Below are 12,906 nucleotides of genomic sequence, written 5' to 3'. Positions count from 1 at the left end.
AGATTCTACTTTTTGTAGAGTCTCTCTTTAATTTTCCGCATAAAAAAGATACCTCTTTTCAAAGGTACCTTCAACAATTTCCTTTATTCACTAAACACCAATGCCTTTTGACTTGTTCCAAACTCTCTAATTTTATTTCGTACTGTTTCTTTCACTGCTTCCATTCCTGGTGCAAGAATAAATCGTGCATCATACACATCAGGATTTTCTGTTAATACTTGGCGAACTGCTTTCGCCCATGCCTGTAAGCATTCTGTATTTACATTTATCTTTGCATGCCCTAATGCAATCGCTTTTTTTATTTGGTGATCAGGTATACCGGAACCTCCATGAAGCACTAATGGCACACCTGTAAGGCCTGCAATTTGTTTCATTTCTTCAAACCCTAATACTGGCTCTCCATGATATGGTCCATGAACAGATCCTAATGCTGCAGCCAAGGCATCTATTCCAGTCTCTTTCACTAGACGAGTGCATTCAAATGGATCTGCATATTGAATCCCTCCAATTAATCCGTCTTCCATTCCTCCAACCGTTCCAACTTCTGCTTCTACCGATACTCCTTTTGGCTTTGCGTACTCTACCACTTCTTTTGTCATTAAGATATTTTCTTCGATAGAATAATGTGATCCATCTATCATAACCGAACTAAAGCCTGCATCTATCGCTTGTTTACATCTATCAACACTCATTCCATGGTCGAGATGTAGTGCGACCGGTACGGAAATTTTCAGTTCTTTTATAAGCTCCTTAACTCCAGCTGCTATGGTTTTAAATCCACCTAAATAATCGACTAAACGATCAGATGCCGCTACGATGACCGGCGACTTTTCTTCTTCGGCAGCCTGGAGAATCGCTTGAACCCATTGGAAATTATTCATATTATATTGACCAACTGCATATTTTTCCCGCTTTGCTTTTTGGAGCATATCATGCATGGAAACTATTGACATAAAAGCCGCCTCCTTTTTTTCTGTATATTCTGAATATTAATCGATGAAAGAATCCTTTAGAGAGGTGAGTTATCTTTCAAACTCTTCCTCTCTATTACTATCAAAGCCTTACTTCACTTCTTCTGTTAAGAAATAGGGCGCCAGCACTTTAAGCGTTTTTTCTTTAGCTGTTTTCACTACTTCTTCTGCCTCAAGTTGATAATACTCTGGTCTAAACACTTCTATAGACGCGTGATCAGAAAACCCTTTTTCCTTTATAATTTTCAAAATGCTCTTTAAATCGATTACGCCATCTCCGGGAAAAACTCGATCTTCATCCAGCATGATTCCCGGAATATAGTCTTCTACATCGTTAATATGAAATAAAAAGACTTTAGAAAAATCAGTATTTCTTAAATCTTCTAAGGTAGAATTCATTGCATAATACTGATATGTATCGAAAACGATGCCGACATTTTCACGATCAACTGCAGCTACAATCTCATTCGCAAAGCTCAACGTATTAACGGTAGCATGTGGATGACCAATAAATTCGAGCGCTAGTTTTACCCCATATGGTTTAGCTAAATCAGATAGTTCCGTTAAAACTTCGACACAGCTTTGCTTAATGACCGGCCGCAGAATCTTCTTTTCTGATACTAAGGGAACGACTACCATTCGATCGACATTTAATATTTTCGCATATTCAAGCATTTCTTTATATTCTTCAAGCAGTGCTTTGTAGTCTTCATCAGTGCGGTTATTAAAGTAAACGAGTGCATTCAACGATAATGGCTTTAAGTGATGTGTTTGAAAGAACTCCACTAATTCCTCAATCGAATGTGTCTCTAAATACTCCTTTAACTTATCAATCGAGCGGATTTCGATATAATCATATCCATATTTTTCAAGCAGTTGCAGATCTTGCTCTAATGTGGAATTTTCTAATGTTGTCCCTTGGTTCATTGCTAACTTCATCAGCAATTCCTCCTATTCTATTCAATATTTAATCCTTCCTTAATAGACTTTAAAGTTACTTCATTTGACCAGTCTGGTTTGTCCGGATAGGCAAATACAGAGTTGGTTACAATTCCATCAAATTTAAATTCTCTTAACTTACGGTAAAGCGTATCAAAATCAATTTCCCCTTCACCAGGGTTTAAATGTTGATGGATAGTAACATTTGCATTTGGTGGATTTACGATATAACGAAGCCCGAATGCAGCTTTATGGTTCATCGTATCTGCGATTAATACATGTGCAAGTAAATCTTTTGCTTCATCCAATTGTTGAGCGATATCCCCTTTTCCATCATCATAGAAGAAGGCATGGGCTACAGAGTAGACTAACTTAATCCAATCCTTATCTAACGCACGAATCATCCGCACCGCTTCTGTATTAAGCTCGATAAAATCATTAGGGTGAGATTGTAAATTTAGTTTGATTCCTTCTTTTTCAAAAATAGGTATTAACTCATCCATTGAACGAATAAAAGCTGCTTCGCTTTCTGTTGGACGACTCTTATCACCAGCAAACTCGCTGTTCATTAAATCCACCCCTAATTCAGAGGTAATCTCAATACAGCGTTTCCAGTTACGAACAGCTGATTGCCGTTCTAATTCATTTGGCGAAGACCATTGTTGTACAGGTAATACAGAAGAAATTTTCACTCCTGCATCCGAACAGTATCGCTTCAAGTCTTTGATTAGTTGTTTATCTACCTTTGGATATTCATAAAACCAAATAAAGTCTTTACGAGGCGAAAGTTCTACATATTCGTACCCTAGTCTTGCGACATGATCAATTGTTTCTTTTAAGCCGGTATTATCTCTATAATGAGATGGATCATAAGCTAAACGCATGTTCATTCCTCTTTTCTTTATATACTTTTTAGATAGTAGACCGCTATTTTCCCAAAATAGATAGCGATCTACTAAAATAATAAGTTTCTAGCTATTAAACATTTGTCGGCTGCACATTATCTTTATAAAAGCTTGGTTGTTCTTGCAATACTATTTCTTCTTTCACTCCCGAATTCTGTGCTTTAATACATGCATCTGCGGTAACTTGAGCAATATAGCCATCCCATGCTGTTGGACCATTGGGCTCACCAGTTTCTTTGATTGAATCCATAAAATGCTGTAATTCCACATCGTAGGCATCTACAAAACGTTTCTTCCAATCCATCAAAATTTGCGATCCTAATGTAGCATTTTTGCGGAACGGAACCGTTGCAACCTCTGGTAATTTTACAATCCCTTCTTCTCCAACTACTTCACATTGAATATCATAGCCATATTTGCAGTTAACAGAGATTTCCGCATTTATAACAATACCTGATTTAGTTTCTAAAATTACTACTTGAGGATCTCTTAAATTCTCATGGGCATACCGATTCCTTTTCGGAAACAATACTTGCACCGACTTATAATCATCATTTACGAGCCAATGCAGAACATCAATTTCGTGAATTAATGTATCACTTATTGCCATATCCGTAGAATAAGTTGTGCCTACTTCTGGATTGCGATGTGCGCAATGAATCATTAATGGATCTCCGATAAAATTAGCATCAAGTAGTTCTTTTAATTGAACATATCCACTATCATATCTGCGCATAAATCCAACTTGCACCAAACGCTTTCCATGCTTCATTTCTGCTTCTACAATACGCATACATCCCTCAGCAGTTGTCGCAAGCGGCTTCTCACAGAAGACATATTTTCCTGCTTCGATAGCAGCCAAAACACTTTCTTCATGTGCAGGTCCCCAGCTTGTTACAAAAACAGCATCTACATTTCCATCTGCAATTAACGATTTATCATCTGGAAATATCCCTGCATTTAAATTAAATTGTTCCACTGTTGTTCTAGCAGATTCTTGATTCACATCCGTTACGGCAACAATCTCTCCGCCTGCTAGCTTTTTTGTAATTCTATTAATATGTTCTCTGCCAATGGCACCAGTTCCAATTACACCAATTTTTAATGTCATATTATTTATACTCCTTCCAATTTAAGGTATAAGTGATCAGTGATAAAATACTATTTGGCGATTTTCATCATTTCCTTATCCTGATTTCGGAAATATTCTTCTAGCTCTTCTAAAGATCGACCTCTTGTCTCTGGCAGATATTTCTTAACAAATGCTATGGCAAACACTCCTAATACAACAAAAACAAAGAATGTAGTAGATAATCCGATATTAGCCATAAGAATAGGGAAAGAAAATCCGATTAGGAAATTAGTAATCCATAAACAAAATACGGTTACTCCCATTCCAAGTCCGCGGACCCTTTGCGGAAAAATTTCAGACAGCATGAGCCATGTTACTGGAGAAATAGCCCCTTGCTGGAATGCTAGAAATGTTACGGTTAAAGACAGCACTACATACGGCAAGGATGGCTGGCCTTCTAGGACTAAAGAAAAGATGCCGATTAACAGCAAGGAAAGTGTTGTACCAATTTGCCCTGTTAATAACATCGGTCGTCTCCCCACTTTACCCAAAAGCCATATTCCCACAAACGTGGCAAGAACAGAAATGACTCCATTTGCGATATTCCCTATTAATGCTGCTTCCGTTCCAAAACCAGCGTCTCTCAAAATTTCCGTTCCATAATACATAATCGAGTTAACACCTGTAATTTGTTGAACAATCGCGATTCCTAACCCAATAAAAACAATTCTTCTTATCCAAGGAGTCGTAAGGTCTTTATATGTAGCCTTCTCCGTATTCTCTTCTTTCGAGATAGCGTTTTCAATTTCCTGCAGTTCTAATCTTGCTTGCTTTTTATCTCTTACCTTCTCTAATATTTGTAACGCTTCCTCTTTACGCCCTTTTGAAGCTAACCAGCGTGGACTTTCAGGTACTCTCAGCATTCCAAAGAATAAGAACACTGCCGGAATTGCAGCAATTACCAGCATATATCTCCACACATGTGTGGCATCACCAAACATATTTCCTATAATGGCGTTAATAGTAAATGCAAGTAATTGACCTGTTACAATCATCAATTCGTTTTGCGTGACCATTCGCCCTCTTCGTTCAGCAGGAGACATTTCCGCTAGGAAAGTTGGTACTGTAACAGAAGCTCCTCCCACTGCCAAACCTAGTAAGAAGCGAAATATAACCATGAGCAAAACATTTGGGGCTAATGTACAGCCAAGCGTTGCGACAAAAAATATTAATGCTAAGTTTAAAATGCTCTTTCTACGTCCATATAAATCTGCCAATCTACCAACAAATACTGCTCCAAAAGCAGCTCCGAATAATAAGGAACTCGTAACGAGCCCTTCTGTTACAGGTGTTAAATGAAGCTGCGTTTCATCAGACATAAATGGCAGCGCACCATTTATTACCCCTGTATCATATCCAAAAAGCAATCCACCAAATGTCGAGATTAGCGTAATCAACATTAAGGATTTCCTGTGAGAGCTGCCACCTCTACTCCCTTGTTCTGTCCCCATTCTCTTAATCCCCTTTATATATGATTTTTTTCAAATAATGTTTCATCAATATATTTTCTAGCAATAAGAGCGTATTCTAAAGGGTGTGCAATGGCTGGATCTTGCTCTGCCTCAATGACTATCCAGCCATTATAATTTGTCTTGAGCAAATAGTTATATACTTCCTTAAAATCAATACATCCATCCCCCGGGACTGTAAACATCCCTTTTAGAAAGGCTTGTAAAAAGGATAGATTATTTCTCTTGCATTCTTCTAAGGAAATTAGCCGTACATCTTTAAAATGTACATGTTTAATTCGATTTCGATGTTTCCTTAATAGAGTCATATAATCATTATCAGATACAAAAATATGTCCTGTATCATACAATAGATGAACATATGATGGATCTGTCATCGCCATTAACCGATCAATTTCTGCTAATGTTTGTACTCCTGTGCCCATATGATGGTGATAAACGAGATGAAGATCATAATCACTTGCAATTCTGCCAAGTTCATTTAATCCTTGTGTGAATACCTCCCACTCTGCGTCCGTAAAAAAGGGCTTCTCTCCAAATACATTTTTTTCTGTTCCTTGAATACTGTTAGTCTGTTCCGAAACAACTGCGACAGAGGCATTCACCTCCTTTAAATAAGCACAATGCTCATGAAACTGTTTGGATACTGTTTGGATTCCATCACGTATCAGAAAGCTACTAAACCATTTACCAGCAATTCTTAAATTTCGTAGAGCCAGCTCTTTTTTCAATATCTTTGTATCAGGAAAAAATCCTCCAGCCTCTGTTCCCTGAAAACCTGCAACAACAATATCGCTTAACAAATGTGATAGAGTATTCTCAGCCCCAATTTCGGGTAAATCGTCATTACGCCAGCCGATTGGAGCAATCCCCCATAAAATCTCTTCTCTCATTTTCCTTTTCCCCTTTTAATATTGTTTAGCTTGCTGCAATTTCTTTTGTCTTTGCTCATTTGCCTTTCTTACTGTTTCTCTTTCAGAAACTTCTGCCACCCCAACATTCCACCAGCTTTCATATCCATCTGTCATTGTTTTTGGCAGCACTTTCATTTCAATCAAGGTCGAAACATTTTGTTGCTTGGAATCTTCTAAAGCCGCCTTTAATTCCTCTACGGTATTAGCTTTATAAGCTTTAGCTCCATATCCTTCTGCAACCTTGGCATAATCAATGTTCATGATATTTTGGCTATGATCTCTCAGCTCACAGAAGAAGCTGCCATTTCCGTTGTCCATCTGAAGGTTATTAATACAGCCATAACCAGCATTATCAAACAGTAAAATATTTATTTTTTTCCCATACTGTAAGCTTGTGACTAACTCCGTATGAAGCATTAAGAAGCTGCCATCACCGACAATGGAGTAAACCTCCTTATTCGGTTCTGCCAATTTAATTCCTAAAGCACCGGCAATTTCATATCCCATGCATGAATAACCATACTCAAGATGATAGGTATTTGGAACAGAGGAATGCCATAATCTTTGCAAATCTCCTGGTAAAGAACCGGCAGAACAAATAATGGTACTATCTGGAGAAATCGTCTCATTAATAGCAAGCAAAGCCGTTGTTTGCGCTAATTCGGTTTGCAAAGCATCTGCGTATTCATTTAATATTTCTTGGGAAAAATGCCCCTTAATTTCTGGATCAAAATTTTCCCGAGTAAATGTTACTTGTGCCAGGCGATCTCTTTCTTGAAGCCATTCTTCTTTTAGAATACGGATATCATTGCCATAAGATGTTTGATATCCCTCTAATAGCGGCACTAGCTCTTCTAAGGCTGTTTTCGCATCTGCCACAACTTGAAAGGCATCAAATTTATATGCTTGCATACGACTAATATTTATATTCAAAAATTTCGTCTTAGCAAAATTAAACGCTGTTTTCGACGATGTAGCGAAATCCGTGTATCTAGTACCAATCCCAATAATAAGGTCTGCGTCATAAGCTGCTTTATTTGCTGCCAGCGTTCCCGTAATCCCCATTCCACCCAAATTATTAGCAAAGTCGCTTTCTACGGTTGATTTACCAGCCTGTGTTTCTACTAATGGGATTTGATGGGTTTCTGATAATTTAATAAGAACTCCTCTTGCTTCTGAGTATTTCGCTCCTCCCCCGACAAGAATTAATGGTCTTTTACTCTCTTTAATAAGATCAGCAGCACTCTTTAGCTCTCTCTCAGATGCTTTCTTTCTATCTAAATAGTGAACTCTTTTTTCAAAAAATTTCACATCATAGTCGTAAGCTTCTCCTTCCACATCTTGTGAAATGCATATCGTTGCTGGACCAGCTGTTTCTGGATTGGTCATTACTTCGAAAGCACGTATTAGACTAGACATTAATTGCTCTGGTCTTGTCACACGGTCCCAAAAACGTGACACAGACATAAACGCATCATTTGTGGTTACTGCAAGACTGTGATTATGTTCCAATTGCTGCAGCACCGGATCTGGCTGTCTCGTTGCAAAGGTATCAGCTGGAAGAAGCAATACAGGAATATTATTAGCAAATGCTGTGGCCGCAGCTGTCACCACATTTGCAGATCCTGGTCCTGATGAAGTAGTTACCGCATAAATTTTCTGGCGAAGCATCTGCTTACTATATGCAATAGCTGCATGTGCCATCCCTTGTTCGTTTTTCCCTTGATAGATTTTCAAATGACCTGGATTTTGTTCCAACGCTTCTCCAATTCCCAGAACATTTCCATGTCCAAAAATATTAAAGACTCCTTCCACAAAAGGAAATTCCTTTCCATCTACATGAAGGTACTGTTGGTTTAAAAATTTCACTAATGCTTGCCCTGCTGTTAAGCGAATTGTTTCCATTGTTATCCTCCCCTCTTTAAACTTCCACTTTTTCGTTCTTCTTAATTAAGGATTCAATCTCCTCTACTGTTGGCATTGCTTCAGAAGAACTATGTTTGCTTACTACGATTGAAGCAGAGGCACTTCCATATTTAAGGGCTGTTTCGATATCTTTTCCAGAAATCAATGCATAAAGGAAAGCTGATGCATAAGAATCTCCTGCACCAAATGTTTTAAGCACCTTTGTTTTATAGGCTTGAGCTCGATAAAGCTCCCCTGACTTCGTATAAGCATAAGAGCCCTTTACACCATGTTTTATAACGACTAAATCTGCTTGGTGACTAAATAAATATCGAATTGTTTCTTCATTTTTGCCGTCTTTCGTATTCTCCATTACATCAAATTCATCTCTTGTTCCGATTACAATATCTGCCTGTTCAGCAATTAAAGAATAGTAAACAGCTGTTTCTTCAAGAGATTGCCATGTATAAGGACGATAATCCAATTCAAATACAACTTTGACATTATCTTTTCTTGCTGCATTTACCGCTTTAATGACGGCTTCTCTGGAGGGACTTTTCGCTAAAGCTGTTCCGGAGACAAGCAAGACCTTAGCCTTTTTAATATATTCATCATTCACTTCAGAAGGCGTTAAATATAAATCAGCGACATCCTCTCTATACATTAAAATACTGCATTCTTCAGGACTTAAAATTTCCGTAAAGGCAAGACCTGTTTTATGTCCCTCTTTATCAAACACCATATTAGAACCATCAATTCCAACACCTTGCATATATCTTTTTATAAATCTGCCATGCTGATCATCAGATAGCTTTCCGATAAATCCAGCTTTCAGCCCTAATTTACTAGCACCGATAGCGATATTAGCTGGAGACCCTCCTACATATTTAGAAAAAGTCATCGTATCTTCCATCGGACGATTATACTCTACTGCATTTAAATCAATGCATGCTCTGCCAATTGCGATGATATCGAATTCTTTCTTATCGTTAAATGTGTAACCCATTTCAGGCACCCCTTTTCTATTTAGCGATGAATGATCCATTCATGATCTTTATCATTATTAAACTTCCAAATTCTCTTTGGTCCCGCCATCACGTTTAGATAATATGATGCATAGCCGTCTGGCACTCCCACGGGATGATACCCTTTCGGAACGATGACAACATCTCCATTCTCTACGGCCATTGTCTCATCTAAAGAGCGATCATCTGTATACACGCGTTGAAAAACAAATCCCTGTCTTGGATCGATTTCATGATAATAGGTTTCTTCTAAAAAAGATTCCTCTGGTAAGTTATCCACATCATGCTTATGGGGAGGGTAACTTGACCAATTGGCTGTTTCTGTAAATACCTCGACAACTAATAAACTATTCGCTGTGGGATCAGAGTCTGGCAAGATATTATGTACAAGGCGCTTATTGTTAAATTTACCACGCTCCTCTACACCTATTTCTTCTGCTTTCAGTAATCTAGTTGGTAGTGGTTCAGATGAGGGGGAATAGCAAAGCGCAATTACCGCCTTTTTCTCTGCTGTAATTTCATAGGTTTTGTCATTTGATACGTACACACTGTCTGTGGGAATTCGTTCAAAGACATTTTCTCTTGTACCAATATTTTCAAAAATAGACGTACCATCCGTGACTGTTACTTTCCCAGTAACAACGACGATACAGCATTCTTTGTCTTGAAGCGTCTCCGTATATTTTGCACCAGGCGTAAAATCTAGCAATCTAAATTCGACATATTCTAAAGGGGCATTTTCCTTTAGAACCTCATGAATAGTTTTCACGCCATCTCTTTCTTCTTTTTGCTGATATTTACGAAGTAACTTACTCACTTCTATTAACCTCCTATTATTTTATTTTCTGTACAGGGCACTCGTATACCCTGTACAGACTTCTTACAATTATTCAAAAGAAGGTTTTGCATATCTTGCTGTTACTACTTTTTTACGAGTATAAAAATCTACTGAGTCTTTCCCATTTGCATGTAATGTTCCATAGAATGAAGACTTCCAGCCTGAGAATGGGAAAAATGCCATTGGAGCTGGTACTCCAAGGTTAATGCCAAGCATACCCGCATCGATATTTTCTCTAAAATAACGAATCGCTGATGCATTAGATGTAAACAAGCATGCACCATTGGCAAATTCAGATTGATTTGCAATTTCAATCGCTTCCTGCAAATTTTTCACACGGATAACGGATAGAACAGGCGCAAAGATTTCATCCTTCCAAATGGTCATTTCGGTTGTTACCTGATCAAAAATAGTTGGTCCAACAAAGAATCCATCCTCTGGCGCCGTCTCTCTTCCGTCACATACAAGATTAGCTCCTTCTTCAATTCCTTTTTCAATATAGCTAAGTGTGCGCTGTTTATTCTCTTCTCTAATAACAGGACCTAAGAACACGCCATCTTCTAAACCGTTTCCGATTTTAATATTTTTTGTTCTCTCTTTTAAAGCTTCCATAAACTGATCCGCAATTCCTTCTTCCACCGTTACTACGGCACATGCCATACAACGTTCCCCAGCTGAACCGAATGCAGCTGATACAACATTTGTAATCGTTTCTTCTAAATTCGCATCATTTAATACAATGGTATGATTTTTCGCTCCTGTCAGCGCCTGTACTCGTTTTAAATTTTCACTTCCTTTTTTGTATACATACTCCCCAACAGGCTTAGAGCCTACAAACGAAATCGCTTTAATTTCTGGATGCTCTAAAATTCCGTTTACCACATCATGGGCACCATACACAACATTAAATACACCCTTTGGCAGCCCTGCTTCTGTAAACAATTCTACTAATCTTTTCGTTAGTAATGGTGTCCGTTCAGAAGGTTTTAAAATAAATGTGTTTCCTACAGCAATCGCCATTGGAAACATCCAGCAAGGTACCATCATCGGGAAATTAAATGGTGCAATCCCGCCAACTACTCCAATTGGATAACGATAATTAGTAGCCTCAACATCTGTTGCAATCGATGAAAGAGAATCTCCCATCATTAATGAAGGTGCACCTGCCGCAAATTCTACATTTTCAATCCCACGTTGAACTTCACCAAGTGCTTCTGTTAAGTTTTTACCATTCTCGATTGTAATTAACTGAGCTAATTCTTCTTTATGTTGAGCTAATAGTTGTTGATAGTTGAATAGAATTCTAGCCCGACGAGGAACAGCGATATTCTTCCACTTTTCAAACGCAACTTTCGCTGCTTCTGCTGCATGATTAATATCTTCCTTTGTAGAAATTGGCACTTGTGCGATTATTTCTTTAGTAGCTGGATTATATACATCTTCATATGTAGTCGTTTTACTTTCTACCCATTCTCCATTTATATAATTTTTTAGTTTTTCAACAGCCATTTCCCTTTCCCTCCTACGATCTACTTTCACATTTCCTGTTTCTTATCCCAAAACATAACCAAAATATCTTACTTTTTCCCAGCCAAAACACTCAATTATTTGTTTATTCATTTCCCTTGTACTTACCGAGTGTATTTCCAATGATGTTATTATCATCTTTTGGTTAAGTTTTGATAACTTATGATTACATCATAATATGTATAACGCTTACAGTCAATCATTTCAAACGATATTTTTTATTTTTTTGGAAAACTTAAACAGTGAATATAGGAATATACTTAAAATCCCCCCAATAAAATAATCATTATATTTAATTCAATGATGAACTTTTGATTATTTTTTGGTATAATCGATATATATCCAGTAATCTTTCAAAAATAGAACAGATATTGTTTATAATCTCCTAAAATAGATAACATAAGAAATAGTATCGAGTACATGGACTAAAAAATTACCTAAACAGAGGATGAATCATATGTTAAAAACAAAAAGAATTAAACAAATACAAGATTATGTATTTGAACATCAAACAGTATCTTTAGATGAATTAGTCACAGTCTTTAAAGTATCGAAGAATACAATTAGAAGAGACGTACAAGAATTAGTGGATCGAGGTGAATTAAAAAAAGTATACGGAGGAGTTGCGGTTAATAACAGTACATTAGTTTCTTTTACGGAAAGACAAGTTCAAAATAAAAACGAAAAAGAATTAATCGGAAAATCCGCAGCTAGTTTTGTAGAGAATGGAGATATTATTTTTATCGATAGCGGAACTACCACACTTGAAATGATGGAATATGTTAAACAAAAACAATTAACGATCATTACCAATAATTTGGATTTTATTATTCGTGCTTTACCTTATGAGAATTTAAATATCATTACATTAGGGGGGCTCCTGCAAAGAAATACCAAATCTTTTGCAAGTGTGAAAAGTACAGATATTATTAAAGAATATAATATCAATAAAGCATTCATGGCATCTACAGGTATTTCTATTTCTAATGGAGTAACAAACTCTTCCCCACTAGAAAGCGAAATCAAAAAAAACGTTGTTGATAGAAGTTCAAAAATCTTCTTGCTCACAGACCATAAGAAATTTGAAAAATACGCCCTTATGACTTATTGCCGATTAGAAGATGTAGATTATATCGTAACCGATCAAGCACCAAACAGCGAATACAAGGAATTCGCCCAAGAAAACAACATCGAAATCGTTGTAGCCAGCCAAGAGCACATCACCCAATAAGGTAATCCGGTGGACCGTTCTACTGTGTACCTATGTTCCATTCAGAAATT

Annotated in this window: 11 protein-coding genes; 1 reads left to right on the top strand and 10 read right to left on the bottom strand. The window is 37.3% G+C overall.

Features of this window, described 5'->3' with window-relative positions; genetic code table 11:
• Positions 1–83: 83 nt before the first annotated feature.
• From fba to iolA, 10 genes are all read right to left on the bottom strand, one after another.
• On the bottom strand, positions 84–953 hold the full coding sequence (fba, locus tag MHH96_RS13000) for a class II fructose-1,6-bisphosphate aldolase (RefSeq protein WP_336044939.1): 870 nt from the start codon (positions 951–953) through the stop codon (positions 84–86).
• 108 nt (positions 954–1,061) lie between these two features.
• Positions 1,062–1,910 carry a sugar phosphate isomerase/epimerase family protein gene (locus tag MHH96_RS12995; protein ID WP_047941478.1) on the bottom strand — a complete coding sequence of 283 codons (849 nt, stop codon included), beginning with the start codon at positions 1,908–1,910 and terminating at the stop codon, positions 1,062–1,064.
• 17 nt (positions 1,911–1,927) lie between these two features.
• A complete protein-coding gene (locus MHH96_RS12990; RefSeq protein WP_047941477.1) occupies positions 1,928–2,794 on the bottom strand; it encodes a sugar phosphate isomerase/epimerase family protein in 867 nt (288 codons plus the stop codon).
• A 94-nt stretch (positions 2,795–2,888) separates the two neighbouring features.
• Positions 2,889–3,926 (bottom strand): Gfo/Idh/MocA family protein, encoded by a 1,038-nt coding sequence (locus MHH96_RS12985; protein ID WP_047941476.1) that lies wholly within the window; start codon positions 3,924–3,926, stop codon positions 2,889–2,891.
• Positions 3,927–3,976: 50 nt separating this feature from the next.
• Positions 3,977–5,398: a sugar porter family MFS transporter gene (locus tag MHH96_RS12980; RefSeq protein WP_047941475.1), complete on the bottom strand. Its 1,422-nt coding sequence runs from the start codon at positions 5,396–5,398 to the stop codon at positions 3,977–3,979.
• 14 nt (positions 5,399–5,412) lie between these two features.
• Positions 5,413–6,309 (bottom strand): myo-inosose-2 dehydratase, encoded by an 897-nt coding sequence (gene iolE / locus MHH96_RS12975; RefSeq protein WP_061799786.1) that lies wholly within the window; start codon positions 6,307–6,309, stop codon positions 5,413–5,415.
• Between the two features lie 15 nt (positions 6,310–6,324).
• The gene (iolD, locus tag MHH96_RS12970) at positions 6,325–8,235 is read right to left on the bottom strand and encodes a 3D-(3,5/4)-trihydroxycyclohexane-1,2-dione acylhydrolase (decyclizing) (protein ID WP_095257819.1); all 1,911 of its coding nucleotides are present in this window, start codon (positions 8,233–8,235) and stop codon (positions 6,325–6,327) included.
• 16 nt (positions 8,236–8,251) lie between these two features.
• A complete protein-coding gene (iolC, locus tag MHH96_RS12965; RefSeq protein ID WP_328283129.1) occupies positions 8,252–9,241 on the bottom strand; it encodes a 5-dehydro-2-deoxygluconokinase in 990 nt (329 codons plus the stop codon).
• Positions 9,242–9,261: 20 nt separating this feature from the next.
• Positions 9,262–10,077 (bottom strand): 5-deoxy-glucuronate isomerase, encoded by an 816-nt coding sequence (iolB, locus tag MHH96_RS12960; RefSeq protein WP_095257820.1) that lies wholly within the window; start codon positions 10,075–10,077, stop codon positions 9,262–9,264.
• 69 nt (positions 10,078–10,146) lie between these two features.
• Complete coding sequence (iolA, locus tag MHH96_RS12955) at positions 10,147–11,607, bottom strand: methylmalonate-semialdehyde dehydrogenase (protein WP_328283130.1); 1,461 nt, start codon at positions 11,605–11,607, stop codon at positions 10,147–10,149.
• Positions 11,608–12,082: 475 nt separating this feature from the next.
• Here iolA and MHH96_RS12950 point away from each other — a divergent pair, with 475 nt between their 5' ends.
• A complete protein-coding gene (locus tag MHH96_RS12950; RefSeq protein ID WP_047941469.1) occupies positions 12,083–12,856 on the top strand; it encodes a DeoR/GlpR family DNA-binding transcription regulator in 774 nt (257 codons plus the stop codon).
• Positions 12,857–12,906 lie beyond the last annotated feature (50 nt).

This window comes from Niallia sp. FSL K6-0212, from assembly GCF_038007605.1.
In the GTDB taxonomy this organism is placed as follows: domain Bacteria; phylum Bacillota; class Bacilli; order Bacillales; family Cytobacillaceae; genus Niallia; species Niallia circulans.
Note: the sequence above shows the minus strand (reverse complement) of the source record. Positions and strands in the feature narration are given on the sequence as shown.

Bases quoted from the DNA above. Each gene is read 5' to 3' on its own strand.
- MHH96_RS12985 (WP_047941476.1), bottom strand. From the start codon at position 3,926: ATGACATTAAAAATTGGTGTAATTGGAACTGGTGCCATTGGCAGAGAA.
- MHH96_RS12995 (WP_047941478.1), bottom strand. From the start codon at position 1,910: ATGAAGTTAGCAATGAACCAAGGGACAACATTAGAAAATTCCACATTA.
- iolE (WP_061799786.1), bottom strand. From the start codon at position 6,309: ATGAGAGAAGAGATTTTATGGGGGATTGCTCCAATCGGCTGGCGTAAT.
- iolD (WP_095257819.1), bottom strand. From the start codon at position 8,235: ATGGAAACAATTCGCTTAACAGCAGGGCAAGCATTAGTGAAATTTTTA.
- MHH96_RS12950 (WP_047941469.1), top strand. From the start codon at position 12,083: ATGTTAAAAACAAAAAGAATTAAACAAATACAAGATTATGTATTTGAA.
- iolC (WP_328283129.1), bottom strand. From the start codon at position 9,241: ATGGGTTACACATTTAACGATAAGAAAGAATTCGATATCATCGCAATT.
- fba (WP_336044939.1), bottom strand. From the start codon at position 953: ATGTCAATAGTTTCCATGCATGATATGCTCCAAAAAGCAAAGCGGGAA.
- iolA (WP_328283130.1), bottom strand. From the start codon at position 11,607: ATGGCTGTTGAAAAACTAAAAAATTATATAAATGGAGAATGGGTAGAA.
- MHH96_RS12990 (WP_047941477.1), bottom strand. From the start codon at position 2,794: ATGCGTTTAGCTTATGATCCATCTCATTATAGAGATAATACCGGCTTA.
- MHH96_RS12980 (WP_047941475.1), bottom strand. From the start codon at position 5,398: ATGGGGACAGAACAAGGGAGTAGAGGTGGCAGCTCTCACAGGAAATCC.